Annotated in this window: 22 protein-coding genes; 10 read left to right on the top strand and 12 right to left on the bottom strand. The window is 68.3% G+C overall.

Going from position 1 to position 25,441, the window contains the following annotated elements:
• The 4 genes from pepN to F9K34_RS07210 form a co-directional block, all read right to left on the bottom strand.
• Nucleotides 1–1,884, bottom strand: a 1,884-nt coding sequence (pepN, locus tag F9K34_RS07225; protein ID WP_291336241.1) for an aminopeptidase N, incomplete at its 3' end; no start/stop codon positions are given.
• A gap of 62 nt (nucleotides 1,885–1,946) precedes the next feature.
• Nucleotides 1,947–2,402 (bottom strand): SRPBCC domain-containing protein, encoded by a 456-nt coding sequence (locus tag F9K34_RS07220; protein ID WP_291336240.1) that lies wholly within the window; start codon nucleotides 2,400–2,402, stop codon nucleotides 1,947–1,949.
• Nucleotides 2,399–2,869 carry an SRPBCC family protein gene (locus F9K34_RS07215; RefSeq protein ID WP_291336239.1) on the bottom strand — a complete coding sequence of 157 codons (471 nt, stop codon included), beginning with the start codon at nucleotides 2,867–2,869 and terminating at the stop codon, nucleotides 2,399–2,401. The genes F9K34_RS07220 and F9K34_RS07215 overlap by 4 nt, the downstream gene beginning before the upstream one ends.
• Nucleotides 2,859–3,206: an ArsR/SmtB family transcription factor gene (locus tag F9K34_RS07210; protein ID WP_291336238.1), complete on the bottom strand. Its 348-nt coding sequence runs from the start codon at nucleotides 3,204–3,206 to the stop codon at nucleotides 2,859–2,861. The genes F9K34_RS07215 and F9K34_RS07210 overlap by 11 nt, the downstream gene beginning before the upstream one ends.
• Before the next feature lie 204 nt (nucleotides 3,207–3,410).
• On the opposite strand from F9K34_RS07210, the gene F9K34_RS07205 reads away from it, so the two are divergent.
• Both F9K34_RS07205 and F9K34_RS07200 read left to right on the top strand, forming a co-directional pair.
• Entirely contained in the window at nucleotides 3,411–5,552 is a 2,142-nt protein-coding gene (locus F9K34_RS07205) for a malate synthase G (protein WP_291336237.1), read from the top strand.
• Nucleotides 5,553–5,761: 209 nt separating this feature from the next.
• On the top strand, nucleotides 5,762–6,544 hold the full coding sequence (locus tag F9K34_RS07200; protein WP_291336236.1) for a gamma-glutamyl-gamma-aminobutyrate hydrolase family protein: 783 nt from the start codon (nucleotides 5,762–5,764) through the stop codon (nucleotides 6,542–6,544).
• Between the two features lie 18 nt (nucleotides 6,545–6,562).
• Here the strand turns inward: F9K34_RS07200 and kynA are convergent, their stop codons facing one another.
• From kynA to kynU, 3 genes are all read right to left on the bottom strand, one after another.
• Nucleotides 6,563–7,396 (bottom strand): tryptophan 2,3-dioxygenase, encoded by an 834-nt coding sequence (gene kynA, locus F9K34_RS07195; RefSeq protein ID WP_291336235.1) that lies wholly within the window; start codon nucleotides 7,394–7,396, stop codon nucleotides 6,563–6,565.
• A gap of 156 nt (nucleotides 7,397–7,552) precedes the next feature.
• Complete coding sequence (locus F9K34_RS07190; RefSeq protein ID WP_291336234.1) at nucleotides 7,553–8,029, bottom strand: GNAT family N-acetyltransferase; 477 nt, start codon at nucleotides 8,027–8,029, stop codon at nucleotides 7,553–7,555.
• Nucleotides 8,026–9,222 (bottom strand): kynureninase, encoded by a 1,197-nt coding sequence (gene kynU, locus F9K34_RS07185; RefSeq protein ID WP_291336233.1) that lies wholly within the window; start codon nucleotides 9,220–9,222, stop codon nucleotides 8,026–8,028. The genes F9K34_RS07190 and kynU overlap by 4 nt, the downstream gene beginning before the upstream one ends.
• A gap of 187 nt (nucleotides 9,223–9,409) precedes the next feature.
• Between kynU and F9K34_RS07180 the strand changes: the two genes are divergently transcribed.
• The 6 genes from F9K34_RS07180 (at nucleotide 9,410) to F9K34_RS07155 (ending at nucleotide 16,766) form a co-directional block, all read left to right on the top strand.
• A complete protein-coding gene (locus F9K34_RS07180) occupies nucleotides 9,410–9,850 on the top strand; it encodes a methyltransferase family protein (RefSeq protein ID WP_291336232.1) in 441 nt (146 codons plus the stop codon).
• A 149-nt stretch (nucleotides 9,851–9,999) separates the two neighbouring features.
• The gene (locus F9K34_RS07175; protein WP_291336231.1) at nucleotides 10,000–11,574 is read left to right on the top strand and encodes a Re/Si-specific NAD(P)(+) transhydrogenase subunit alpha; all 1,575 of its coding nucleotides are present in this window, start codon (nucleotides 10,000–10,002) and stop codon (nucleotides 11,572–11,574) included.
• Between the two features lie 13 nt (nucleotides 11,575–11,587).
• Nucleotides 11,588–13,021 (top strand): NAD(P)(+) transhydrogenase (Re/Si-specific) subunit beta, encoded by a 1,434-nt coding sequence (locus tag F9K34_RS07170; protein ID WP_291336230.1) that lies wholly within the window; start codon nucleotides 11,588–11,590, stop codon nucleotides 13,019–13,021.
• A gap of 121 nt (nucleotides 13,022–13,142) precedes the next feature.
• The gene (gene yghX, locus F9K34_RS07165) at nucleotides 13,143–14,051 is read left to right on the top strand and encodes a YghX family hydrolase (RefSeq protein ID WP_291336229.1); all 909 of its coding nucleotides are present in this window, start codon (nucleotides 13,143–13,145) and stop codon (nucleotides 14,049–14,051) included.
• A gap of 155 nt (nucleotides 14,052–14,206) precedes the next feature.
• Nucleotides 14,207–15,376: an MFS transporter gene (locus F9K34_RS07160; RefSeq protein WP_291336228.1), complete on the top strand. Its 1,170-nt coding sequence runs from the start codon at nucleotides 14,207–14,209 to the stop codon at nucleotides 15,374–15,376.
• Nucleotides 15,377–15,488: 112 nt separating this feature from the next.
• Entirely contained in the window at nucleotides 15,489–16,766 is a 1,278-nt protein-coding gene (locus tag F9K34_RS07155) for a DUF3422 family protein (protein WP_291336227.1), read from the top strand.
• Nucleotides 16,767–16,860: 94 nt separating this feature from the next.
• Here the strand turns inward: F9K34_RS07155 and F9K34_RS07150 are convergent, their stop codons facing one another.
• The 5 genes from F9K34_RS07150 to F9K34_RS07130 all read right to left on the bottom strand — a co-directional run bounded on the left by F9K34_RS07150 (nucleotide 16,861) and on the right by F9K34_RS07130 (nucleotide 22,640).
• Complete coding sequence (locus F9K34_RS07150; RefSeq protein ID WP_291336226.1) at nucleotides 16,861–17,799, bottom strand: ABC transporter permease; 939 nt, start codon at nucleotides 17,797–17,799, stop codon at nucleotides 16,861–16,863.
• The gene (locus tag F9K34_RS07145) at nucleotides 17,792–18,799 is read right to left on the bottom strand and encodes an ABC transporter permease (RefSeq protein ID WP_291336225.1); all 1,008 of its coding nucleotides are present in this window, start codon (nucleotides 18,797–18,799) and stop codon (nucleotides 17,792–17,794) included. The genes F9K34_RS07150 and F9K34_RS07145 overlap by 8 nt, the downstream gene beginning before the upstream one ends.
• Nucleotides 18,800–18,882: 83 nt before the next feature.
• On the bottom strand, nucleotides 18,883–20,586 hold the full coding sequence (locus tag F9K34_RS07140; RefSeq protein WP_291336224.1) for a peptide ABC transporter substrate-binding protein: 1,704 nt from the start codon (nucleotides 20,584–20,586) through the stop codon (nucleotides 18,883–18,885).
• Nucleotide 20,587: 1 nt separating this feature from the next.
• On the bottom strand, nucleotides 20,588–21,646 hold the full coding sequence (locus F9K34_RS07135) for an ABC transporter ATP-binding protein (RefSeq protein ID WP_291336223.1): 1,059 nt from the start codon (nucleotides 21,644–21,646) through the stop codon (nucleotides 20,588–20,590).
• Complete coding sequence (locus F9K34_RS07130) at nucleotides 21,639–22,640, bottom strand: ABC transporter ATP-binding protein (protein WP_291336222.1); 1,002 nt, start codon at nucleotides 22,638–22,640, stop codon at nucleotides 21,639–21,641. Before F9K34_RS07130 ends, F9K34_RS07135 begins: the two co-directional genes overlap by 8 nt.
• A gap of 219 nt (nucleotides 22,641–22,859) precedes the next feature.
• Between F9K34_RS07130 and argE the strand changes: the two genes are divergently transcribed.
• Together argE and F9K34_RS07120 are read left to right on the top strand one after the other, a co-directional pair.
• Entirely contained in the window at nucleotides 22,860–24,023 is a 1,164-nt protein-coding gene (gene argE / locus F9K34_RS07125) for an acetylornithine deacetylase (RefSeq protein WP_291336221.1), read from the top strand.
• Entirely contained in the window at nucleotides 24,020–25,360 is a 1,341-nt protein-coding gene (locus F9K34_RS07120; protein ID WP_291336220.1) for an NAD(P)/FAD-dependent oxidoreductase, read from the top strand. Before argE ends, F9K34_RS07120 begins: the two co-directional genes overlap by 4 nt.
• Nucleotides 25,361–25,441 lie beyond the last annotated feature (81 nt).

The raw sequence follows: 25,441 nt of genomic DNA, 5'->3' as shown, positions 1-25,441 counted from the left end.
CCGTTCGGCGTGGATGCGGTCGGGGTCGGGCACCTGCCCGGCGTCGTGGAGCGCCTGGGCGAGGTCGTCCTCGGACGGCAGCGCGAGACAGAGCGCCCGGAAGGCGGGGTCGAGGCTTTCGTCGGCTAGCACCGCGCCGAGCCCGTCGATGAGCGCGCGCGAGGGCTCCGCCGCCTGGCCGATCATCCGCACGAGCGCGTCCTTGGCGAGCGCCCGGCCCGCCTCCCAGCGGTTGAAGGGATCGGTGTCATGGGCGAGGAGGAAGGCGCGCTCCTGTGCGTCGACCTCGCGGTCGAGCACCACGGGGGCGGAAAATCCGCGCAGGATCGAGGGCACGGGGCGCGAGGCGAGCCCGTCCCAGCGGAAGCTCTGCGTGACCTCGGTCATTTCCAGGATCTCGGTCGGCACCACCTCGTCGCCATTGGGGTTGAGAAGCCCGACCGCGATCGGGATGACGCGCGGCGGCTTCGTGTCCTGTCCCGGCGTGGACGGTGTCTGCTGCCGGAAGGTGAGCGTGTAGGTGCCATCAGACCACGCCTCCGAGGCCGCCAACCGCGGCGTGCCGGCATCCGTATACCAGCGTTTGAACTGGGAAAGGTCACGGCCGGTCGCGTCCTCGAAGACCTTCAGCCAGTCCTCGATCGTCGCCGCCTCGCCATCGTGGCGGTCGAAATAGAGGTCAAGCGCCTTGCGGTAGCCGCCGTCGCCGACGAGCCGTTTCAGCATCCCGATCACCTCCGCGCCCTTCTCGTAGACGGTGGCGGTGTAGAAGTTGTTGATCTCGACGTAGCTGTCGGGCCTGACCGGGTGCGCGAGCGGCCCCATGTCCTCCTTGAACTGGCGGGCGCGCAGCGTCAGGACGTCCTCGATCCGCTTGACCGGCTCGGAGCGCATGTCCTTGGTGAATTCCTGGTCGCGGAAGACCGTGAGCCCCTCCTTCAGGCAGAGCTGGAACCAGTCGCGGCAGGTGATCCGGTTGCCCGTCCAGTTGTGGAAGTACTCATGCGCGATGACGCCCTCGATCCGTTCGAAGTCGGCGTCGGTCGCGGTCTCGGGGCTGGCCAGAACAAGCTTGGAGTTGAAGATGTTCAATCCCTTGTTCTCCATCGCGCCCATGTTGAAGTCGTCGACGGCGACGATGTTGAAAACGTCCAAGTCGTATTCGCGACCGTAGGCCTCCTCGTCCCACTTCATCGACCGCTTGAGGCTGTCCATCGCATAGGCGCAGCGGTCCTCGTCGCCCGCGCGGACCCAGATGGCGAGGGCGACGTCGCGGCCCGAACGCGTGCGGAACCTGTCGCGCACCGCCACCAGGTCGCCCGCGACGAGGGCGAAGAGATAGGCGGGCTTCGGCCAGGGATCGGTCCATTCCGCCCAGCCCGGCCCGGCGCCCGTCGGATTGCCGTTTGACAGGAGCACGGGCATGTCGCTTTCGATGCGGACCCTGTAGGGGGCCATCACGTCGGGCCGGTCGGGGTAGAAGGTGATCTTGCGGAAACCTTCCGCCTCGCACTGGGTGCAGTAGATGCCCCCGGACATGTAGAGCCCTTCCAGCGCGGTATTGGCGGCGGGGTCGATCTCCACCTCCGCCTCCCAGGTGAAGGGGCCCGCGGGCAGTTCGGCGGCCGCGACCGTCAAGCCGGCCGCGTCCTGCGCGGGGGTCACGGCGCGGCCGTCGATCCACGCTGAAAGGAGCGCGAGCTTTTCGCCGTCAAGGCGCAGGCCGTGTCGTCCCGGCTGCGCCGGATTGGGCGCGAAGCCGATCCGCGCCAGCACCCGAGTCGCCGAAGGCGCGAGGCGGAAGGTCAGGTCGACGCCCGTGACCGTGAACGGGAACGGCGCGTATTCGGCAAGCCGGGTCGGCTGCGGGGCTTCGTCATTCATCGGCGGCCTCGGGATTGGTTCGGGGGCGGAGGTTAGGTCCTCCGCCCACCGACCGCAACCGCTCAGGCCGCGCCGATATGGGCGGCAAGCTTGCCGAGCGTCTGGAGCCCGAGCTCGACCGCGCCGAAGCCCTTCGCGGTCTCGTACTCCTCGGCGGTGACGAAGGTCATCGACAGCGTGACCCTTGTCCGCCCCCCGAGAGCCTCGAAGCGGGCGGAGGCATCGGCGTGCTTCGGCCCGTTCTCGCCCCAGAGTAGCGTGTAGTCGATCCCGTCCACAGGGTCGAAGCGGACGTAGCGGTGGTGGTTCGGGTAAACGGTGCCATCCGGGCCGATCATGTCGAAGACCCATTCGCCGCCGGCGCGAAGGTCGATACGCTTCGTCCGGCAGGAGAACCCGTCGGGCCCCCACCATCTCGGCAGCGCGGCGGGGTCGCTCCAGGCCGCCCAGACCCGGGCGACGGGGGCGGCGATCACGCGCTCCAGCACCATGGTGCGGTCGTCAATCTCCACGGTCATGTCATCAACCCCCTCGCGTATTCCTCCAGCTGCGTCACGACGGTGCCCCAGCCGTCGTAGAAGCCCATCGCCTTGTGCTGTTCGGCCGTCTCGGGCGAGCGGTGGCGGGCGATGGCGGTATAGGCGGTCCTGCCGTCGCCCGCATCCTCGAAGGTCACGATCGCGGTCATGAACGGGTCGGGGGCGGGCTTCCAGCCTTCGGTGTAGGCATCGGTGAAGACCAGCTTCTCGTTCTCGATCACCTCGAGATAGACGCCGTTGTTCTGCATCTCGGTGCCGTCGACGTCGAAGGTCGTCTCGAAGACGCCACCGACGCGCGGGTCGAGCCGGCAATGCGTCACCCGGTGCGGGCGGGGGACGAAGAAGTGCGGCAGATGCTCTTCCCGCGTCCAGCACTGGTAGAGGAGGTTCCGGGGGGCGTTCACCGTCCGCTTGAGGACGAGGTCGAGGGTGGGGTCAAGGTTCATCGCGCGTTTCCTGCATGAGGGTCTGGACATAGGCGTCGAGCCGGTCGAGGCGCCCCTCCCAGAGGGCGCGCTGGTCGTCGAGCCAGCTTCGCACCGGGGTGAAGGCCCCCGGAACGAGGGTGACGGTGCGGATGCGCCCCGTCTTCGCGGTGGTGACGAGGCCGGCGGCCTCGAGTCTTTGCACATGGCCGAGGAACGAGGGCAGGGCCATCTCGAAGGGCACCGCCAGCTCCGTCACGGTCGCCGGCCCCCGCGCCAGCCGTTCGAGGATCGCGCGCCGGGTCGGATCGCCGAGCGCCTGAAAGAGGATGTCCAGCTGGCCGGGGGACAGGTTCATCGGGCTCTCAATAGTTATGCAAGCTCCTAACTATTCCGTTCCGGCGAGTCGCGCAAGAAAAAGTTAGGCGATCGGCTTACTAATATTCCCGAACAGTGATTGCGGTTTTTCCATCAATCGGCGCGTCCGCAGGCGTTGCCGCCCCGGGCGCATTTCGATAGGCGTTGCGGGCAGATGGTCGAAAGCGTGCAAGGAGGGCGAGCGATGCGGGTGGAACGGCATGGGCTCAAGGTGGCGCAAGAACTCGCCGACTTCATCGAGGACCGGGCGCTGCCGGGAACGGGGATGGACGCCGAGCGCTTCTGGGCGGGGCTGGCCGGGATCGTCCGCGACCTCACGCCCAAGAACCGGGCACTCCTGGCGAGGCGCGACGACCTGCAGGCGCGGATCGATGCCTGGCACCTTTCCCATCGCGGCCAGCCGCATGACCACGAGGCCTACAAGACCTTCCTCGGCGAGATCGGTTACCTCCTGCCCGAAGGCCCCGCGTTCGAGATCGGCACCGAAAAGACCGACCCGGAAATCGCCAGCGTGCCGGGCCCGCAGCTCGTCGTGCCAGTGACGAACCCGCGCTATGCGCTCAACGCCGCGAACGCCCGCTGGGGCAGCCTCTACGACTGCCTTTACGGGACCGACGCCATGGGGTCGCCGCCGCCGAAGGGCGGCTACGAGAAGGGCCGGGGTGCGCGGGTCGTGGCGCGGGCGCGCGTCTTCCTCGACGAGGCCTTCCCGATCCAGGGCGCGAGCCATGCGGACGTGCGGCGCTATCACGTCAGGGAGGGCGTCCTTCTCGTCGACGACATGCCGCTGGTGCAGCCCGAGAAGTTCGTCGGCTACCGCGGCAATCCCAGGGCCCCCGACGCCGTGCTTCTTCGCAACCACGGGCTTCACGTCGAGCTCGTCTTCGACCGGGCCCATTTCATCGGGGCCCGCGACCAGGCCTGCCTCGCCGACGTGCAGATCGAAAGCGCCATGTCGGCGATCATGGACTGCGAGGACTCGGTCGCCTGCGTCGATGCCGAGGACAAGGTGCAGGCCTATGCGAACTGGCTGGGCCTGATGAAGGGCGATCTTGAGGAGACGTTCGACAAGGGCGGCCGGACGCTGACGCGGCGGCTGGAACCGGATCATGTCTGGACCGCGCCAGACGGGAGCGAATTCACCGTCAAGGGCCGGGCGCTGATGCTGGTCCGGAATGTCGGGCACCTGATGACTAACCCCGCGATCCTCGACGCCGACGGTGCCGAGGTCTTCGAGGGCCTGATGGATGCGATGGTCACCGTGACGATCGCGATCCATGACCTGAAGAAGACCAGCGGCGCGCGGAATTCGGTCAAGGGTTCGGTCTATGTGGTGAAGCCGAAGTTGCACGGGCCCGAAGAGGTGGCCTTCACCGACGAGATCTTCACCCGCGTGGAACAGGCGCTGGGTCTGCCGCGAAACACGGTGAAGATCGGCATCATGGACGAGGAGCGGCGCACCTCGGTCAACCTCAAGGAATGCATCCGCGCCGCCCGGCACCGCGTCTGCTTCATCAATACCGGTTTTCTCGACCGCACCGGCGACGAGATCCACACTTCCATGGAGGCCGGCCCCTTCAGTCGCAAGGACTTCATCAAGCGCAAGGCCTGGATCGGCGCCTACGAGAACCAGAACGTCGATATCGGCCTCGAATGCGGGCTTTCGGGCAGGGCGCAGATCGGCAAGGGCATGTGGGCCATGCCCGACCTGATGGCGGCGATGCTGGAACAGAAGATCGAGCATCCGAAGGCGGGCGCCAGCACCGCCTGGGTGCCCTCGCCCACCGCCGCGACGCTGCATGCGCTGCACTATCACAAGGTCGACGTCTTCGCGGTGCAGGAAAGGCTGAGGAAGGGCGGGCGGCGGGCCTATGTGGACACGATCCTCGACATCCCGCTGGCGGCCTACCGCAAGTGGACCCCCGACCAGGTCCGCCGCGAAGTCGAGAACAACTGCCAGGGCATCCTCGGCTATGTCGTGCGCTGGGTCGACCAGGGGGTCGGCTGTTCCAAGGTGCCCGACATCAACGACGTCGGCCTGATGGAGGACCGCGCGACCTGCCGCATCTCGGCGCAGCATGTGGCGAACTGGCTGCATCACGGGGTGGTGACGAAAGAGCAGGTGATGGACGCGCTCAGGAAGATGGCCGCGGTCGTGGACCGGCAGAACGCCGGCGATCCGGCCTACCGGCCGATGGCGCCGGGCTTCCAGGGGATCGCCTTTCAGGCGGCCTGCGACCTCATTTTCCTCGGGCGCGAGCAGCCGTCGGGCTATACCGAGCCGGTCCTGCACCGGCGCCGGGCCGAGGTGAAGGCGGCGCACTGAGGGGCGCCCCTGCTGAAGCCTTTGCGCCCGGGGTGACGGTCCGGCGGGATGCCGGACCATTCCGGGGCGGGGCACGATCCGCCGGATTTCCGGGCATCGTCGCCGCGCCCGCCGTCTGCATGGGCGCAGAGGGTCCTGTGCGCGGGCCGGGGCTTTCCCTCGCCGGCCGCGCGGCCTATCCTTCGCGCAGGGAAACGACGGATATGCGCATGACCCGGCCCATCGTCGGCATCATCGGCAATATGAACCTGATCAACAACGAGTATCCCGTCCATGCCGGCGGCACGATGAACTCTGCCGCGGTGGCGCAGGTGGCGGGCTGCATGCCGCTTCTGATCCCGTCGGACCCGCGCTTCGTCAGCGTCGAGGAGCTTCTCGACGCCTGCCACGGGTTCCTCCTGACTGGCGGGCGGCCGAACGTCCATCCGTCGGAATACGGCGAGGAGGAGACCGAGGCGCATGGCGCCTTCGACCGCTGCCGCGATGCGATCACGCTGCCGCTGGTGCGCGCCTGTGTCGAGCGGGGCCAGCCCTTTCTCGGCATCTGCCGGGGCTTCCAGGAAGTGAACGTGGCGCTCGGCGGCACGCTCCATCCCGAGATCCGCGACCTTCCGGGCCGGATGAACCACAGGATGCCGCCCGAGGGCACGATCGAGGAGAAGTTCGCGCTGCGCCACCGGGTGCGGTTCACCGAGGGCGGCGTGTTCGCGCGGCTTTTCGGCACCGCCGAGGTGATGACGAACTCGCTTCACGGGCAGGGGATCAAGCAGCCCGGCAAGCGCGTGGTGATCGACGGCTGGGCCGAGGACGGCACCCCCGAGGCGCTTTTCGTCGAGGGCGCGGCGGGCTTCACGCTCGCGGTTCAGTGGCATCCGGAATGGAACGCCGCGACCGATCCGGTGTCGCGGCCGCTGTTCCAGGCTTTGGGGGACGCGGCCCGGTGCTGGGCCGCGTCGCGCACCGTCGGGCTGGGCCGGGCGCTCAGAGCCTGACCGGACCCGTCCAAGGCGTCAGAGCGCGGTGCGCACCCGCCAGAGCTCCGGGAACAGTTCGACCTCGAGCATCCGGCGCAGGTAGGGCACGCCGCCGGTCCCCCCGGTGCCGCGCTTCAGGCCGATCACCCGCTCGACCGTGGTGACATGGTTGAAGCGCCAGCGGCGGAAGTAATCCTCGAAATCGACCAGCTTTTCGGCCAGTTCATAGAGCGCCCAGTGGTCCTCGGGGGCGCGGTAGACGGTGGCCCAGACCTGCATGACGCCGCCATCTTCCGCCCAGGGCTGGCGGAAGTCGCGGTTCAGGATCGCCTCCGGCACGGCGAGGCCGGCGCGCGCCGCCACCCGCAGCGCCTCGTCGTAAAGCGAGGGGCGGGCCAGTTCGGCCTCGAGGTTGGCGAGGATGTCGGGCCGGTGCGCATGCGGGCGCAGCATCGCCGCGTTGCGGTTTCCGGAGGCATATTCGATCAGCCGGTACTGCCAGGACTGGAAGCCCGAGGACTGGCCGAGCGCGGCGCGAAACCGGGTGTAGTCGGCCGGCGTCATGGTGCGCAGCACGTCCCAGGCGGAGTTCAGCTGTTCCATGATGCGGGCGACGCGTGCCAGCATCTTGAAGGCCGGTTGCAGCGCGTCCCGCGCCATGGCGGCGCGGGCGGCGGCGATTTCGCCGAGCGCGAGTTTCATCCAGAGTTCCGAGGTCTGGTGCTGGATGATGAACAGCATCTCGTCCTGCGCGTCGCTGAGCGGCGCCTGCGCGGTCAGGATCGCGTCGAGTTTCAGATAGTCGCCATAGCTCATGCGGCCGTCGAAGGACATCTGCGCGCCTTCGGCCGAGGGGTCATAGGTGGTCATGGTGGTCTCCGTGAAAAGGTCCGGGAAGGCGCCCCGTCAGGGGCCGATCCTAGAGGCCCTCCGCGGCGATGACGGCGGTCCTGCCGATCCTGCGCCAGAGCCCCGCCCAGGCGCCGGGGCGCGCCAGTCGCGGTTCGGTGCGGCGCGTTTCGGTCCTCAAGGCCGTGTCCCGAGGTCGAGCGACATGAGGAAGGTCTCATAGGTCTGCCCGTCGACCGCGAAATCCTCGGCCGCGTCGATCCGCCAGCCCTGCTTCTCGAAGAAGCGGCGGGCAAGGTGACTGGCGCGGACGGTCAGGCGCGTCAGCCCTTTCGCGCGGGCATGGTCCACAAGCGCGCCATAGAGCGCCTGCGCGACGCCCTTGCCCATGACCTCCGGCAGGACGAAGGCCATGTCGAGATACCCCTCATGGTCGAGCGACATGAAGCCGGTCAGGCCGCGGTCGTCCTCGGCCACCCAGCACCACTGGTCAAGCTGCGGGTCCGGCTCTGCCCAGTCCGGCTCGCACGAGGGCGCCCAGACGGCGCGTTGCGCCGCGTCGTAGAAGGGGGCGGCACCTTCGCGGACGGCGCGGTAGAAGACCATCGCCTTCGCGGTCCGGTCTTCCGGGCGATAGGCGCGGACCCGCATCATGTCACCTTCGCGCGGGCCTTGAACTCCGCCCGGTCCCACAGGCGCGCGTCCATGATCCGCTTCAGGATAGCGACCGCGCCCTCGACGTCCTCCATCGTCGTGTAGAGCGGCGTGAAGCCGAAGCGGAGGATGTCGGGGGCGCGGAAGTCGCCGATGACGCCCTGCGCGATCAGGGCCTGCATGATCGCATAGCCTTCGGGGTGGCGGAAGCTGACCTGGCTGCCGCGCGCCGCGGGGTCGCGGGGCGAGGCGAGCGTTAGGTCGGGGCAGGCGGCTTCCACCCCCTTGATGAACGCCTCGGTCAATTCGATCGAGCGAGCCCGCACATCGGCCATCTCCACCCGGTCCCAGATGTCCATCGAGGCTTCGAGGGCGGCCATCTGGAGGATCGGTGGTGTGCCGACGCGCATCCGCTCGATGCCCGCGCCGGGTCGGTAGTCGGGATCGAATGCAAAGGGTGCCTCGTGCCCGAGCCAGCCCGAGAGCGCCGGGCGCGCCTGCGGCGCGAGGTGCGGCGCGATGTAGATGAAGGCGGGGCCGCCGGGGCCGGAGTTGAGGTACTTGTAGGTGCAGCCGACGGCGAAATCGGCCCTGGCCCCGGTCAGGTCAACTTCGACCGCGCCGGCCGAGTGGGCAAGGTCCCAGACCGCCAGCGCCCCTGCCGAATGCGCCTTTTCCGTGAGCGCAGCCATGGCGTGCCTGCGCCCGGTCCGGTAATCGACCTCGGTCAGCATCAGGACGGCGACGTCGGGCGTGATCGCCGCCTCCACCGCCTCGGGCGCGACGGTCCTGAGTTCGTAACCCTGCCCGAGCGTGCGCACGAGCCCGTCGGCGATGTAGAGGTCGGAGGGGAAGTTGCCGGTGTCCGAAAGGATCGCCCGCCGACCCGGACGCATCTCGAGCGCGGAGGCGAGCGCCTGATAGACCTTGATCGAAAGCGTGTCGCCAAGGACGACGGTGCCCGGCGCGGCGCCGATCAGCCGGCCGATGCGGTCGCCGAGCCGGCGCGGCAGGTCCATCCATCCCGCCCGGTTCCAGGCGGTGATGAGCATTTCGCCCCATTCCTTGGTTACGCATTCCGCGACGCGTGCGGCAGCGGCCCTCGGCAGCGGCCCGAGCGAGTTGCCGTCGAGGTAGATCACGTCCTCTGGCAGGGCGAAGGCGGCGCGGGTGGCGGCGAAATCGGTCGGCATCGGTCCTCCCATCGGTTTTCCGCGATCTTGGAGCCTCGGTCGCCCGGGGGCCAGAGGAATCTCTCCCGATCCGCCGGCTTGCGCGCCGATCACACCGCATGGATACATCGCCCGCGCATCGGGCGCCGCACTTGAACTCCGCCCGGTCTCCACACTAGGGTCGCGCGAAGTCTTCTCGGGGATCCCGATGGCCAAGGAAATCGACTTTCCGCCGGTCTGGCTGGCCGGATTTGCCGCCCTCGGGGGGGTGATCGGGCGTGTCGTGCCGGTCGTGACACCCGTCAACGACGAACTCGGCGCCATCCTGATCTTCGCCGGCCTGACGCTCATGATCGTGGCCGCAGGCCAGATGCTGATCGCGCGGACGAGCGTCATCCCCCGCCGCGACCCCGACGCCTTTGTCCATGGCGGGGTCTTCCGCGTCAGCCGCAACCCGATCTACCTCGCCGACGCGATCCTGCTCGCCGGCCTCTACATCGCCTGGGACGCGCTCATCGCGCTGCCGCTCGTCGCCGTCTTCGCCATCGTGATCCAGAAGCGCTTCATCCTCGACGAGGAGGCGCGGCTGAGCCGGCGTTTCGGGGACGAATACCTCGAATACACCGCGCGCGTCCGGCGATGGCTCTGATCGCGCCGAGGCCCGGTGGCGCTCGGTGCGGCGGCCCGCGATTCCCTGTTGTCGCGATGCCGCGTTGCAGAGTAACAGTTGCCGCCACGGTAGTGACGTGACGCAAGGCGCGGAAAAACGCGCGGGGGACATGCCGGAAAGGAGAGACAGTGAAGATCGGGGCACCGAAGGAAATCTTTGAGGGCGAGAACCGCGTCGCGATGACACCGGACTCTGCCCTCCAGCTGCAGAAGCTGGGGCATGAATGCTTCATCGAGGCCGGCGCGGGCGCGAAGGCCGGGTTTTCCGACGCGGCCTACGAGGCCGCCGGTGTCAAGGTCCTCAAGACGGCGGCGGCGGTCTTCAAGGAGGTCGATGTCGTCGCCAAGGTGCGCCCCCCGACCGAGGCCGAGACGAAGCGGCTCGGCACCGGGCAGACGTTGATCTCGTTCTTCTATCCCGCTCAGAACAAAGAACTTCTGGAGCTTGCGAACAAGCAGGGCGCGACCGTCGTCGCGATGGACATGGTGCCGCGCATCAGCCGGGCGCAGAAGATGGACGCGCTGAGTTCGATGGCCAACATCGCCGGCTACCGCGCGGTGATCGAGGCCGGGTCGAACTTCGGCCGCTTCTTCACCGGCCAGGTGACGGCGGCGGGCAAGGTGCCGCCGGCGAAGGTCCTCATCATCGGTGCGGGCGTCGCGGGGCTTGCGGCCATCGGCACCTCCACCTCGCTGGGCGCCATCACCTACGCCTTCGACGTGCGCCCCGAAGTGGCCGAGCAGATCGAATCGATGGGGGCCGAGTTCGTCTATCTCGACTTCGCCGAACAGACGCAGGACGGCGCCGCGACGGGTGGTTATGCGGCACCCTCGTCGCCGGAGTTCCGCGAGGCGCAGCTGAAGAAGTTCCGCGAGCTTGCGCCCGAGATGGACATCGTCATCTCGACCGCGCTGATCCCGGGCCGCGACGCGCCGGTCCTCTGGACGAAGGACATGGTCGAGGCGATGAAGCCCGGCTCGGTCATCGTGGACCTGGCGGCCGAGCGCGGCGGCAACTGCGAGCTGACGGTGAAGGACGAGAAGATCGTGACGCCGAACGGCGTGACCATCGTCGGCTACACCGACTTCCCCTCGCGCATGGCCGCCCAGGCCTCGACGCTCTATTCGACGAACATCCGTCACATGATGACGGACCTGACGCCGGCCAAGGACGGTGTGGTCAACCACAACATGGAGGACGACGTCATCCGCGGGGCGACCGTGACCCATGCGGGCGCAATCACCTTCCCGCCGCCGCCGCCGAAGATCCAGGCGATCGCCGCGCAGAAGCCGAAGGAGAAGGCGAAGGAACTGACGCCGGAGGAAAGGCGCGCGGCCGAGGTGGCGGCCTTCAAGGCGCAGACCCGGAGCCAGGTGACGCTGCTCGGCGTCGGCGGGGCGCTGATCCTCCTGGCCGGGCTTTTCGCCCCTGCCAGCTTCATGCAGCACTTCATCGTCTTCGTGCTCGCGGTCTTCGTCGGCTTCCAGGTGATCTGGAACGTCTCGCATTCGCTGCATACGCCGCTGATGGCGGTCACGAACGCGATCTCCTCGATCATCATCCTCGGCGCCCTGTTGCAGATCGGATCGGGGTCGTTCCTCGTGATCCTGCTCGCGGCGCTGTCGGTCTTCATGGCCGGGATCAACATCTTCGGTGGCTTCATGGTCACCCGGCGCATGCTCGCCATGTTCCAGAAGTCGTAAGGGGGCACGCGCAATGGATTACGGTTTCACCACGGCCGCCTATGTCGTCGCGGCGGTCCTCTTCATCCTTTCGCTCGGCGGGCTTTCTGGACAGGAAAGCGCCAAGCGCGCGGTCTGGTACGGCATCGTCGGCATGGCCTTGGCCGTGCTGGCGACGCTCGCCGGGCCAGGGTCGGGCCTCTGGCCGCTCTCGGTCCTTCTGGTCCTCGCCGGCGGCGTCATCGGCTGGATCGTCGCGCAACGCGTGCAGATGACCGAGATGCCGCAGCTTGTCGCGGCGATGCACTCGCTCGTCGGTCTCGCCGCCGTCTTCGTCGGCTTCAACGCCCATTTCGAACTGGGCCGGGTGCTGCCGATGGACGAGGCCGCGCGCGAGGCGCTGACCGGCTTCGCCGCGGTCCTTGCCCACAAGAGCCCGGTCGAGGTCAATATCCTGCGCATCGAGCTCTTCCTCGGCGTCTTCATCGGGGCGGTGACCTTCACAGGCTCGGTCATCGCCTTCGGCAAGCTCGCGGGGAGGGTCACCTCCAAGGCCGAGAAGCTGCCGGGCGGGCATGTGCTCAACGCCGGCGCGGCGGCGCTCTCGGCGATCTGCCTCGTCTGGTATTTCAACACCGGGGGCTTCCTGCCGCTGGTCCTGATGACGCTCGCCGCGCTCTTCATCGGCTATCACCTGATCATGGGCATCGGCGGGGCCGACATGCCGGTCGTCGTCTCGATGCTGAACAGCTACTCGGGCTGGGCGGCGGCGGCGATCGGCTTCTCGCTCTCGAACGACCTCCTGATCGTCGTCGGCGCGCTCGTCGGCTCCTCGGGTGCGATCCTGAGCTACATCATGTGCAAGGCGATGAACCGTTCCTTCATCAGCGTGATCCTCGGCGGCTTCGGCAACACGACGGGCCCGGCGATGGAGATCGCGGGCGAGCAGATCGCCATCGACGCCGAGGGCGTAGCGGCGGCGCTCAATGACGCCGACAGCGTGATCATCGTGCCGGGCTACGGCATGGCGGTGGCGCAGGCCCAGCAGTCGGTCGCCGAACTCACCCGCAAGCTCCGCGCCAAAGGCAAGGAGGTGCGCTTCGGCATCCACCCGGTCGCGGGCCGCCTGCCGGGCCACATGAACGTGCTCCTGGCCGAGGCCAAGGTGCCCTACGACATCGTGCTCGAGATGGACGAGATCAACGACGACTTCCCCTCGACCGACGTCGCCATCGTCATCGGCTCGAACGACATCGTGAACCCGGCCGCGCAGGAGGACCCCAACAGCCCCATCGCCGGCATGCCGGTTCTCGAGGTCTGGAAGGCCAAGCAGGTCTTCGTCTCGAAGCGCGGGCAGGGGACGGGGTATTCGGGCATCGAGAACCCGCTTTTCTACAAGGAGAACACGCGGATGTTCTACGGCGACGCCAAGAAGAGCGTGGACAGCCTCCTGCCGATGCTCGACTGAGCGACCGCGCAGCCTGCGACAATGACGTGACCCCGTCCGGAAGGGCGGGGTCACTTTCTTTTGTCCGGGTGCCGCCAGCACTCCGCGCTATCCTTGCCGCCCAGACGCAGGAGGAACCGCCATGAACGCTGAAGGCAAGCCGACCCCGCGCAAGAGCGCGAAGGACTTCGATTCCCGCATTCTCGAGATTTTCGATGGCTATGTGCACGGCAGGATGTCGAAACGCGAGTTCATCGAGCGCGCGGGCAAGTTCGCCGCCGCGGGCGTGACCGGGGCGATGATCCTCGAACAGCTCCAGCCCAATTACGCGCTTGCCCAGCAGGTCGCGCCGGATGATCCCGCGATCGAGACCATGACCGCGGAATACATGAGCCCCGAGGGCAACGGCCGCATGACGGGGCTGATGGCGAAGCCCATGGGCGCCACCGGGAAGCTCGCGGCCGTGCTCGTGATCCATGAGAACCGCGGGCTCAATGCCTACATCGCCGATGTCGTGCGGAGGGTGGCCAAGGCGGGCTACCTCGCCTTCGGGCCGGACGGGCTCTCACCGCTCGGGGGATACCCCGGCAACGACGATCAGGGGCGCGAGATGCAGGCGAGCCTCGACCCGGCCAGGCTGATGGCCGATTTCTTCGCCGCCTACGAATTCCTGCGCGGGCACGAGGGCTCGACCGGAAAGGTCGGCGCGGTGGGCTTCTGCTATGGCGGCGGGGTCTGCAACGCGCTCGCCGTCGCCTACCCCGACCTCGCGGCCTCGGTCCCGTTCTATGGCCGCCAGCCGGCGGTCGAGGACGTGGCGAAGATCGAGGCGCCGCTGATGCTGCACTACGCCGGGCTCGACGAGCGGATCAACGCTGGCTGGCCGGCCTACGAAGACGCCCTGAAGGCGGCCGGCAAGAGCTACGAGGCCTTCATCTACGAGGGCGTGAACCACGGCTTTCACAACGACACGACGCCCCGCTACGATGCCGCGGCGGCGGAGCTCGCCTGGTCGCGCACGATGGATTTCTTCGCCCGCCATCTGTCCTGAGGCGCGGCCAAGGCGAAGGGCCGCGCGGCCCGTGACATGCCCGGGCCGGCGGCGAGGTCGCTCGCGCCCTGTACCGGACGCGCTGGCACAGGCGCGGCGAGGGGACTATGACTCCCCTCGCAACGGCCTCCCAATCCTGTCCGAAAGGTTGCCCGATGCGCGCAATCCTTCCCCGCGGCGTCGTGGCGCTGGGGTTCGTGAGCCTCTTCATGGACATCTCGTCCGAGATGATCCACGGCCTCTTGCCGGTCTTTCTCACCGGCACACTCGGGGCCTCGGTCATCCTCGTCGGGCTCGTCGAGGGGCTAGGCGAGGCGGTGGCGCAGATCGTCAAGGTCTTCTCGGGCGCGCTCTCCGACCGGCTGGGGCGCCGGAAGCCGCTTCTCGTTTTCGGCTACGGGCTGGCCGCGCTGACGAAACCGCTCTTCGCGCTGGCCGGCAGCGCGGGCGTCGTGCTCGCCGCCCGCGTGACCGACCGCATCGGCAAGGGCATCCGCGGGGCCCCGCGCGACGCGCTCGTGGCTGACCTCGTCCCCGTGGCGGAGCGCGGTGCGGCCTACGGGTTCCGGCAGTCGATGGACACTGTGGGGGCCTTCATCGGCCCGCTGCTCGCCATCGCGCTCATGGCGCTGACGGGCGGCGACATCCGGCTGGTCTTCGCGCTCGCCATCCTGCCGGCGCTCCTGGCCGTGGCGATCCTCGTCGCCGCCGTGCGCGAACCGGCGCGCCACGAGGCCACGGGGCCGCGTCCGCGCTTCGACCGGGAGACGCTTGCGCGCCTGCCCGCCGCCTACTGGTCGGTGGTCGCGCTCGGCGCGGTCATGGCCTTCGCGCGGATTTCCGAGGCCTTCCTGATCCTCAAGGTTGTCGATGTCGGGGTGGCCGCCGCCCATGTCCCCGTCGTCCTCGTGATCCTGAACGCCGTCTACGCTGCCACGGCCTGGCCTGCCGGGGCGCTCTCCGACAGGCTTGGCCGCGGCGGCCTGCTCGGCATCTCCATCGCGGTCCTCGCGCTGGCACTTGGCCTTCTCGCCACGGCCGGGGGGCTTGCCGCCGCGCTGCTCGGCATCGCCCTCTGGGGCCTGCACATGGGGCTGAGCCAGGGGCTGCTTTCGGCGGCCGTGGCCGATGCCGCGCCGGCGGCGCTGCGGGGGACGGCCTTCGGCGTCTTCAACCTCGCCGGCGGACTCGCCACGCTTGCCGCCAACGGTGCGGCGGGGCTGCTCTGGGCTGCGGGGGGCTCCGCCTGGGCCTTCGGTGCCGCGGGTGTCGCCGCGCTCCTCGCGCTCGGCCTCGTGCGTGTCCTGCCCGCCTTGCGCGGTTGAGGGCGTTGCAGAAATGCCAGTATACCGCCGTGTGCCCCTATCGGGCCATGGCGGGCCTGATCTTTGGCGCTTCGCGTGGCTAACCTGCCCCGGAACACCCCGAGCCACGCTGATGATCGACGACCATCCCCTTCGCTTTCCCCTCGTGAACGAGCTGCATGCCCGGCCGTTCGCGTCACTTGGCGTTCCCGGACATGCCGTCTGCGTCGCGGTGAAACAGCCGGTGGACGCGCACAACCGCGACCGCGCCGCCGACCGCGCGCATCTGCTGGCACTTCTCGACCGCCACGGCGCGGCGCATCCGCCCGATGCGGCGACGCACCACGGCGCGCGGATCGGCCGGCACGACCTCAAGTGGGAAAGCCACACCGAGTTCGTGACCCATTCCGCCTTCGGACGCGGCGTCGGCGCGCGCGCCTTCGACCCGGCCGACGCCGAGGTCTTCCCGCCCGACTGGCTGGCCGCCGCGCCCCGAAAGCGCATCGCCGCCTGTCTCATTCGTATCGAGCCCCTTCCCGACGATCTCGACCGGGTCCGCGAGAGCCTCGACGCTTGGTTCGTTGCCGAGAGCCTCGCGTGCTCCTGGGTCCTCGACGAGGCGGCCATCATCGCCGGCGACTTCCAGATCGACCCGGCCGGCCTCATGCGCTTCGCGGTATTCGTCCGCCCGGGCACCGGCGCGCGCCGGGTGGGGCGCATCGTCCAGCGGCTGTGCGAGATCGAGATCTATCGGGCGATGTCGATGCTCGGCCTCGGCCGGGCGCGCGAACTCACCGGACGGCTCAATGCCCTCGATCCCGAGCTTTCGGCACTCGTCACCGCGCTCTCGCAGAAGGGCTCGGGGGCGGAGGCGACGCTCGACACGCTTCTCGGCATCTCGGCCGAGCTGGAGGCGCTGGCCACGCGCCACACCTTCCGCTTCGGCGCGACGGCGGCCTACGAGACGATTGTCAACCAGCGCGTGCAGGTGCTGCGCGAGACGCGCTTCGACGGGCGCCAGACCTTCGGCGAATTCATGATGCGCCGCTACGACCCGGCGATGCGCACCGTGAAATCCGCCGAACGGCGCTTGGAACAGATGTCGGCGCGGGCGGCACGGGCGGGCGAGCTGCTGCGCACCCGCGTCGATGTCGAGCGTTCCGCCCAGAACCAGCGGCTCCTCGAAAGCATGGACCGCCGCGCCGATATCGCGCTCCGGCTCCAGCACACGGTGGAGGGGCTCTCGGTCGTCGCCATCAGCTACTACGCGGTGAGCCTCGCGAGCTACCTGATGCTGCCGCTTGCCGAGGCGCTCCACTGGTCGAAGGCGGCCCTGACCGCGGGGCTCGTGCCTGTCGTCGTCCTCGCCGTATGGGCCATGATCCGCCGCATCCGGAGGTCGATGCACTGATTTTCTTCCTGGCGGAAATACTCCGGGAAGGTCCGGGAGGGCAGCGCCCTCCCGGCGGGTCGGCCGCGTGGGCGGCCGAAGACCTTGCCTGGGGTCACCGCCCCCGGATGCGCGGGTCGAGCGCGTCGCGCAACCCGTCGCCGATGTAGTTGACCGAAAGCACGGTAAGCGAGATCGCCACGCCGGGCAGGATCACCCTGAGCGGATAGAGCTGCATCTGGTCGATGGCGTCGAAGAGGATGCGGCCCCAGGTCGGGAAATCCGGCGGAAAGCCGAGCCCGAGGAACGAGAGCGCGCTTTCGGTGATGATCGCGTTGGCGATGCCGAGCGTGGCGGAAACCATGATCGGGCTCATCACGTTGGGCAGGATGTGGCGCAGCACCAGCCGGCGCGAGGGCGTGCCGATGGAGCGCGCGGCCAGCACGTATTCCCTCTCCTTCAGGGTCAGCACCTCGCCGCGCACGATCCGCGCGGTGTGCATCCAGCTCGTCACGCCGATGGCCGTGACGATCAGCAGGAAGATCCCCGTCTCGGTCCCGAGCGCCTGGCTCAGCGGTTCGCGGAAGAGCGTGACCATGAGGAGGAGGAGCGGCAGGAGGGGCAGCGACAGGAAGAGGTCGGTCATCGACATCAGGAGTCCGTCCATCCGCTTGAAGAAGCCGGCCACGACGCCGATCAGCGTTCCGAGGAAGATCGAGAGCGCCATCGCGGTGAGGCCAACGGCGATCGACACGCGTCCGCCTGCCATGATCCGCGCCAGCATGTCGCGGCCAAGCTGGTCGGTGCCGAAGGGATGCGCGAGGCTCGGCCCCTGGTTGCGGAGCTTCAGCATGTTGACCGGGTTGGGATCGACATAGGTCGGGTCGAGCCGCCACAGGAAGGGACCGGCGAGAATGGCGAAGAGGATCGCTCCGAAGATGACCAGGCCGACGAGCGCGCCCCGGTGGGTCTTGAACTGGTCCCAGACGTCCCACCACTGGTTGCGGGGTGGGCGGACGGCGGCCTCGACCCGGGCGGGGCTTGCCTCAGTCATAGCGGATCCTCGGGTCAAGGACGCCGTAGAGCACGTCGGCGATCAGGTTGAAGAGCACCGTCAGCGCGGCGAAGATGAAGGTGAGCGTCTGCACCATCGGCAGGTCGTTGGCATAGATCGCCGTGATCAGGAGCTGGCCGAGTCCGTTCACCTTGAACACCTGCTCGGTGATGATCGCGCCGCCGAAGATCGTCGGGATGCCCAGCGCGATGACCGTCACCACCGGTATGAGCGAGTTCCGCAGGACGTGGCGCAGCACCACGACCTTCTCGCCCATGCCCTTGGCGCGGGCGGTGCGGACATAGTCCTGCTGCAGGTTGTCGAGCATCGAGGCGCGCATGAAGCGGCTGATCTGGCTGGCGTTGAAGAGCGCGAGCACGGTCACCGGCATGACCATCTGCCGCGCCTGCTTCAGGAAGCTTTCCCAGTCGGTGACCTTGAGCGTGGTGTCGTAGATCGAGGGGAACCAGTGCAGGTTCACCGCGAAGACGATGATCAGGACGACGCCGGTGAAGAAGGTGGGGACCGAGAAGCCGACCATCGAGACGAAGGTGCCGATGTTGTCGAACCAGGAATACTGCCGGTAGGCCGAGATGATGCCGATCGGCACCGCGATGATGACGCCGACGAGGTAGGCGAGGCCGACAACCTGGAGGGTCTGCGGCAGGCGCTGCCAGATGATGTCCATCGCTGGCGCGCGGAACTGCCAGGAGACGATGCGGCCCGCCGGATCGGCGAAGCCGGTGCCGAGGAGGCTGTCGACGAGATGCAGCGGTTCGGTCCAGAAGAACTGCTTCAGCCACAGCAGGTAGCGCACCCAGGCCGGCTGATCGAGGCCAAGCGCGGCGCGCATCTTTTCGCGCACCTCGGGCGGCACGGTCAGCGGCTGGTCGGCGAGGGGGTCGCCGGGGGCCATTTCCAGGATGAGGAAGATGACGAGACTGATGAACAGAAGCGTCGGGATCGCGATCAGCAGGCGTCGGATCGAATAGGTGAGCATCGGCGTCTCGGTTCAGCGGTTTCGGATGGCAGAACGGGGCGGGCCTTCTGGCCCGCCCCGCCGCGAGATGGGGCGTGATCAGGTCACTTGACCCGGAACCAGTCCGACGTGTTCCACAGCTCGCTGTCCCAGGTGTTCAGGACGACGCCGCCAAGGGTGTTGGAATGCGCCGAGTTGCGGCCCCGGTCGACCAGCGGCACGACGACATAGCTGTCCTTGGTCAGCATCTCGTTCAGCTTCTTGGCGATCTCGGCGCGCTTCTCGATCTCGCCGGTCTTGGCGAGTTCGGCGACGAGCGTGTCATAGGCCGGATCGCAGAAGCGGTTGATGTTCTCGCCCTGCCAGCCGTTGTCCGGACCCGGGATCTTGTCGCAGAGATACTGCGAGAGATAGGGTTCGGGATCGGTGCCGTCGAAGTTGTTGGCATACATCTCGACGTCGGCGTAGAACTTCTGGAACGTGTCGGGCGAGCCCGGATCTCCGCCGAAGAAGACCGAGGCGTCGACGCTCTTGAGTTCCGTCTCAACCCCGATCTCGCTCCACCACTGCTTGACCAGCGCCTGGAAGTCCTGGCGCACGGCGTTGACCGAGGTCTGGTAGAGGAGCGAGAGCTTCTTGCCGTCCTTGTCGCGGATGCCGTCGCCGTCGCTGTCGGTCCAGCCGGCCTCCTCCAGAAGCGCCTTCGCCCCCTCGACGTCCTGTGTCAGGCATTCCGTGTTGTCGGAGGCGAACATTTCGGGCGCAGGAACCAGGTTGCAGGTCGGGCGGCCGGCCTTGCCATAGCCCACTTCAACGAGGAGGTTGCGGTCGATCGCCATCGACAACGCCTTGCGCACCCTGATGTCGGACAGGATCGGGTGCGGGTGCTTCACGGTCGAACGCTCGCCCTCGGCGAGGCTGGGCGAGGGATCGGTCATGTTCATCTCGATCCGCTCGACGAGCGTGCCGAAGGCGTTGATGACCTTGCCCTTGCCGGCGGCTTCCATGCCGGCGAGCACGTCGGGTGCAAGCTGGAGGTTCCAGGCATAGTCGAACTCACCCGTCTCCAGCACCGCGCGGCCCGCCGCCGCCGCATCGCCGCCGCCCTTGAAGGTCACGGTCGCGAAGGCGGGTTTGGCCGGATCGCGGTAGTTGGCGTTGGCCGCCATCGAGATCACGTCGTTCGGCTTGAACTCGGTGACGGTGAACGGGCCGGTGCCGATGGGCCCGAAGTTCGCTTCCGTGCACTGAGGCGCGGCCGCGCCGAGGCAGTTGGCGAACTGCGCCTTCTGGATGATCGGCGAGGTGGAGCCGACGAAGGCGTTGTAGGGGTTGGGCTTGGGCGCGGTGAAGGTCACCTTCACGGTCAGGTCATCGAGCGCCTCGACCGTCTGGATGCCCTCGTAGCGCGCCGCCTGGGCGCAGCCGCCCTCGGGGTGGGTGCAGTATTCGTAGGAAAACACGACGTCGGCCGAGGTCACCGCCGTGCCGTCGGACCACAGCAGACCAGGCTTCAGCTTCCAGGTGATCGTCGTCAGGTCCTCCGAGACGCCGCCATTGGCGAGCGTCGGGATATCCTCGGCCAGGCGCGCGAAGAGTTCGCCCTTCTCGTTGAAGCCGGCGAGCGGCTCGAGGACCATCGAGGCGGATTCCACGTCCTTCGTGCCCGAGGACAGATAGGGGTTCAGGATCGACGGCGCCTGCCAGTAGATGATGTTCAGGTGGCCGTCGGCGCCGCGTTCGGCGAAGGCGGCCGGGGCCAGCGCGATCCCGGCGGCGGCGCCCAAGAGGGCTGATTTCAGTCTCATTTCACACTCCTTGTTGGATGCTCTGTCTGGCCTCGGCCGCCGCCGTTTGCCCGGCGGTCTCGTTCGATTGGGAAAAGAGGTGGCAGGCGGTGAAGCGCCCCGGCTCCACCTCGCGGAAGGCGGGATCCACCGTCCTGCAGATATCCATCACCTTCGGGCAGCGGGTGCAGAAGTTGCAGCCCTTCGGCGGATTGGCCGGCGAGGGCACGTCGCCCTTCAGGATGATCCGGCGGCGTTGCGTCTCCAGTTCCGGGTCGGGTTCCGGCACGGCGGAGAGTAGCGCCTGGGTATAGGGGTGCAGCGGCCTGAGGTAGAGGTCGTCGCGGGGGGCAAGCTCCACGATCTTGCCGAGATACATCACCGCCACCCGGTCGGCGATGTGGCGGACCATCGACAAGTCGTGGCTGATGAAGAGATAGGTCAGGCCGAGCCGGTCCTGAAGCTCCTCGAGAAGGTTCACAACCTGTGCCTGGATCGACACGTCGAGCGCCGCGATGGGCTCGTCGCAGACGACGAACTTGGGATTGAGCGCAAGCGCGCGGGCGATGCCGATACGCTGGCGCTGCCCGCCCGAGAACTCGTGCGGATAGCGGTTGGCATAGTTGCGGTTGAGGCCGACCGCGTCCATCAGTTCGTAGATCCGCGCGAGCTTCTCGGCCTTCGAGAGTGTCGTGTGCTCGTCGAGCGGTTCGCCGATGATCGCCGCGACGGTCATGCGCGGGTTGAGGCTGGCCTGCGGGTCCTGGAAGACCATCTGCATCGTCGGGCGGATATCTCGGAGGTCCGACTGCGCAGCATCGGCGATCTCGCGCCCCTCGATCCGGATCGAGCCGCCCGTGGGGTCGTAGAGCCTGAGGATCACCCGGCCACAGGTGGACTTGCCGCAGCCGGATTCACCGACGAGGCCGAGCGTTTCGCCCTCGTAGATGTCGAAGCTGACGTTGTCGACGGCCTTCACGTCGCCGACCTTGCGGCGCAGGAGGCCGGCGGTGATCGGGAAATACATCCTGAGGCCCTGGACCTCGACGAGCTTGCGGCGGACGGGTGCTGTGTCAAGCATCGGCGGCCCCCGGCGCGGGGTCCCAGAAGCAGGCGACGTCATGCCCGGGGCCGACGGGCCGGCGGGCGGGATTCTCGCGGGCGCAGCGGTCGAAGGCATGCGGGCAGCGCGCCCGGAAGGAGCAGGCGGAGGGGGCGGCGACGAGGATCGGCGGCTGGCCCTCGATCACGTTCAGCTTCGCTTCCCTCTGGCCGCGCACGGACGGGATCGTCTTCAGGAGCGCGCGGGTATAGGGGTGGCGCGGGCGGTGGAAGAGCTCGTTCACCGGCGCCTGTTCGACGATCTGGCCGCCGTACATCACGATCACCCGGTCGGCGATGCCGGCGATCACGCCAAGGTCATGCGTGATCCAGACGATCGCCATGCCGAGCTTGCGCCGCAGTTCTCTCACCAGTTCGAGGATCTGCGCCTGGATCGTCACGTCGAGCGCGGTGGTGGGCTCGTCCGCGATCAGCACCTTCGGATCGCAGGCGAGCGCGATGGCGATCATCACGCGCTGACGCATCCCGCCCGAGAACTGGTGGGGATAGTCGTCGAGCCGGCGCCGCGCGTCGGGAATGCCGACAAGCTTCAGCAACTCCTGCGCACGCTGTCGCGCCGCCGCCTTGTCCATCCCCATGTGCTTGCGCAGCGGCTCCATGATCTGGAAGCCGACGGTGAACACCGGGTTGAGCGAGGTCATCGGGTCCTGGAAGATGAAGCCGATCTCGCCGCCACGGACGGCGCGCAACTGCTCCTCAGGGCATCTCAGGAGGTCGGTTCCGCCGAACAGAACCTCGCCGGCGCGCACGTCCGCGGGCGGCGACGGCAGAAGACCGATGAGCGACATCATCGTCACCGACTTTCCGGATCCGCTTTCGCCGACGACGCCGAGAAGTTCGCCGGGTTTCAGGTCGAAGCTGACGGAATTGACGGCGTGAACCTCGCCGCCGCGCGTCCTGAATACGGTCTTCAGGCCCTTGACATCAAGGACGGGCGAGGCCCCATCGGGCATTTAGAACTCCCAGTCGGTCTTCTTCTTGGTTCTTCTGCCCGGTCTGCGCCGGTTGTTTCGGCGAAGTGTTAGCCATTTTCACCCATCCGGCAACACCCAATTCTGCCGCGTTCCGGTGCGTCATTCCCGGCAGACTGCCGGCATGATCGGACAGAGTGTCGGGGCCTTGACCATTCCCGTCCGTCCCGTCACGGTCCCCGCCGTGGGGAGGCGACGGCGATGGCAACACTTTCCGAGGCGCGCAGGATTCTCGACCGGCTGGTGGCCTTTCCCACCGTCAGCCGCGACACGAACCTGCCGCTCGTCGACTGGGTGGAGGATTACCTCAAGGGCCACGGCGTCACCGCCCGCCGGGTCTGGAACGAGGAGCGCACGAAGGCCAACCTGTGGTGCTCGGTCGGCCCCGATGTCGCCGGCGGCGTGATCCTGTCGGGCCATTCCGACGTGGTGCCGGTCGAGGGCCAGTCCTGGACGACCGACCCCTGGACGGTCACCGAGAAGGACGGCCGCCTCTATGGCCGCGGCACCTGCGACATGAAGGGCTTCGTCGCGCTCGCCCTCGCCGCAGTGCCGCTCGCGCTGAAGGCGGGGGTACGGCGGCCCCTGCAGATCGCGCTCTCGATCGACGAGGAACTGGGCTGCGTGGGCTGCGTGCCGATGGTCGCGGAGATGGCCGCGCGGGCACCGAGGGCCGCGGCCGTCATCGTCGGAGAGCCGTCGCGGATGCGGGCGGTCACGGGGCACAAGGGCGGGCTCATGTTCCGCACCGAGGTGACGGGCTTTCCGGTGCACTCCTCGCTCATGCACACCGGCGTGAACGCGATCATGGAGGCGGCGAAGCTGATCGACTGGGCCAACGCGCAGAACGCGGCGAACCGGGCCGCCGTGCCGTCGCCGCTCGCCGCGGTCTTCGATCCGCCCTGGACCACCGTGCACGTGGGCCAGATCCGCGGCGGGACCGCGCACAACATCACCGCCGAACACTGCACCTTCGGGCTCGATTTCCGCGTCGTTCCGGGCGAGGCCGCAGAGGACTGGGCGCGGGCCTATCAGGCGAAGGTGGCGGAGGTCGAGGCCGGGATGAAGGCCGTCCGGCCCGAGACGGGCGTCACGCTGACCCGTGTCTTCGACGTGCCGCCGCTGGTGCCGGAGGCAGGCGGCGCGGCCGAGGCGCTCGCGCGGGCGATCACCGGCGACAACGGCTCCCATGTCGTGAGCTACGGCACCGAGGCCGGGCACTTCCAGAAGGCGGGCTATTCCACGGTGGTCTGCGGGCCGGGCGACATCGCCCAGGCGCATCAGGCGGACGAGTACATCGAGGTGGCGGAGTTCGAGGCCGGCTGGCGCTTCATGCAGGCCGTCGTCGCGGGGCTGGCGGCATGACCTTCCCCATTCGCGCGGACAGTCCCGCAACCTTTGCCGGGCCGCTGCCGAGGGCGGCCGATGTCGTCGTCATCGGCGGCGGCGTGATCGGGGTGATGACGGCCTGGTTCCTCGCCCGGCGCGGGGTGAAGGTGGTCCTCTGCGAAAAGGGCCGCATCGCCGGGGAACAGTCGAGCCGCAACTGGGGCTGGGTCAGGAAACAGGGCAGGGACCCTGCCGAACTGCCGATCATGATCGAGGCGCTGACGATCTGGGATGGCCTGACTGCCGAAGCGGAGGCGGACCTGGGCTTTCGCCGGACCGGCATTCTCTATGCGGCGAAACGGCCCGAGGACGTGGCCCGCTATGAGGCCTGGCTCGTCCACGCGCGCGCGCACGGGCTCGACACGAAGCTTCTCAGCCGGGCCGAGGTCGAGGCGCACCTGCCCAACGCGGCGGGTTGGGTCGGCGGCCTTCTCACCCCCTCCGATGCCCGCGCCGAGCGCTGGATCGCGGTTCCGCGGCTTGCCGATGCGGCCGCGCGGAAGGGCGTCGCGATCGCCGAGGACTGCGCTGTCCGCGCGCTCGACATGGCCGGAGGGCGGGTGGCGGGCGTCGTGACCGAGCGCGGCCGCATTGCCGCCGACCGCGTGGTGCTGGCCGGGGGCGCATGGTCGTCGCTGCTTCTGGCGCGCCACGGCGCCCGCATCCCGCAACTGTCGGTCCGCGCCACGGTGGCCGCGACCGCGCCGCTGCCCGAGTTCTATTCCGGCGCGGCCTCGGACAGTACCTTCGCAATGCGGCGGCGGGCGGATGGTGGCTACACGCTTGCCCCCGGCCATTTCCACGAATTCTTCATCGGCCCCGACGCCTTCCGCCACCTGAAACCGTTCTGGCCCCATATCCGGGCCGAATTGTCCGGCACCCGCCTGCTGCCCGCGGCGCCGCGCTTCTATCCCGACGGCTGGTTCACGCCGCGCCATTGGGCCGAGGATCAGGTCACGCCGTTCGAACGCATGCGCGTCCTCGATCCGGCGCCGAACCGGGCCGAGGTGGAGCGGTTGCGGGACCGCTTCGATCACGCGTTTCCGGCATTGGGCCGGCCTGCCATCGCGGCTGCCTGGGCGGGGATGATTGACACCATGCCCGACGTGGTGCCGGTCATCGACCACGTTGCGGCGCTACCCGGCCTGACGCTGGCCACCGGCATGTCGGGGCATGGCTTCGGCATCGGCCCCGGCGTCGGGCGGGTGGTCGCCGATCTCGTTGCAGGCAGGGCGGTGGGGCACGATCTGACGCGGTTCCGGCTGTCGCGCTTCACGGACGGATCGAAGATCGAACCCGGGCCGTCGCTCTGAGCGTCTTCGGTGCCGGACTGCCCCGGCGGACCGGGGGGCGCAACGACGCGACCGCTCAGAGCCGGTCGCGGAGCGAGAACC

It is taken from the genome of Albidovulum sp. (genome assembly GCF_008933605.1).
GTDB lineage: Bacteria > Pseudomonadota > Alphaproteobacteria > Rhodobacterales > Rhodobacteraceae > Albidovulum.
This window is presented reverse-complemented; position numbering and strand designations above follow the sequence as displayed.

Bases quoted from the DNA above. Each gene is read 5' to 3' on its own strand.
- F9K34_RS07220 (WP_291336240.1), bottom strand. From the start codon at position 2,402: ATGACCGTGGAGATTGACGACCGCACCATGGTGCTGGAGCGCGTGATC.
- F9K34_RS07215 (WP_291336239.1), bottom strand. From the start codon at position 2,869: ATGAACCTTGACCCCACCCTCGACCTCGTCCTCAAGCGGACGGTGAAC.
- F9K34_RS07210 (WP_291336238.1), bottom strand. From the start codon at position 3,206: ATGAACCTGTCCCCCGGCCAGCTGGACATCCTCTTTCAGGCGCTCGGC.
- F9K34_RS07205 (WP_291336237.1), top strand. From the start codon at position 3,411: ATGCGGGTGGAACGGCATGGGCTCAAGGTGGCGCAAGAACTCGCCGAC.
- F9K34_RS07200 (WP_291336236.1), top strand. From the start codon at position 5,762: ATGACCCGGCCCATCGTCGGCATCATCGGCAATATGAACCTGATCAAC.
- kynA (WP_291336235.1), bottom strand. From the start codon at position 7,396: ATGACCACCTATGACCCCTCGGCCGAAGGCGCGCAGATGTCCTTCGAC.
- F9K34_RS07190 (WP_291336234.1), bottom strand. From the start codon at position 8,029: ATGATGCGGGTCCGCGCCTATCGCCCGGAAGACCGGACCGCGAAGGCG.
- kynU (WP_291336233.1), bottom strand. From the start codon at position 9,222: ATGCCGACCGATTTCGCCGCCACCCGCGCCGCCTTCGCCCTGCCAGAG.
- F9K34_RS07180 (WP_291336232.1), top strand. From the start codon at position 9,410: ATGGCCAAGGAAATCGACTTTCCGCCGGTCTGGCTGGCCGGATTTGCC.
- F9K34_RS07170 (WP_291336230.1), top strand. From the start codon at position 11,588: ATGGATTACGGTTTCACCACGGCCGCCTATGTCGTCGCGGCGGTCCTC.
- yghX (WP_291336229.1), top strand. From the start codon at position 13,143: ATGAACGCTGAAGGCAAGCCGACCCCGCGCAAGAGCGCGAAGGACTTC.
- F9K34_RS07160 (WP_291336228.1), top strand. From the start codon at position 14,207: ATGCGCGCAATCCTTCCCCGCGGCGTCGTGGCGCTGGGGTTCGTGAGC.
- F9K34_RS07155 (WP_291336227.1), top strand. From the start codon at position 15,489: ATGATCGACGACCATCCCCTTCGCTTTCCCCTCGTGAACGAGCTGCAT.
- F9K34_RS07150 (WP_291336226.1), bottom strand. From the start codon at position 17,799: ATGACTGAGGCAAGCCCCGCCCGGGTCGAGGCCGCCGTCCGCCCACCC.
- F9K34_RS07145 (WP_291336225.1), bottom strand. From the start codon at position 18,799: ATGCTCACCTATTCGATCCGACGCCTGCTGATCGCGATCCCGACGCTT.
- F9K34_RS07140 (WP_291336224.1), bottom strand. From the start codon at position 20,586: ATGAGACTGAAATCAGCCCTCTTGGGCGCCGCCGCCGGGATCGCGCTG.
- F9K34_RS07135 (WP_291336223.1), bottom strand. From the start codon at position 21,646: ATGCTTGACACAGCACCCGTCCGCCGCAAGCTCGTCGAGGTCCAGGGC.
- F9K34_RS07130 (WP_291336222.1), bottom strand. From the start codon at position 22,640: ATGCCCGATGGGGCCTCGCCCGTCCTTGATGTCAAGGGCCTGAAGACC.
- argE (WP_291336221.1), top strand. From the start codon at position 22,860: ATGGCAACACTTTCCGAGGCGCGCAGGATTCTCGACCGGCTGGTGGCC.
- F9K34_RS07120 (WP_291336220.1), top strand. From the start codon at position 24,020: ATGACCTTCCCCATTCGCGCGGACAGTCCCGCAACCTTTGCCGGGCCG.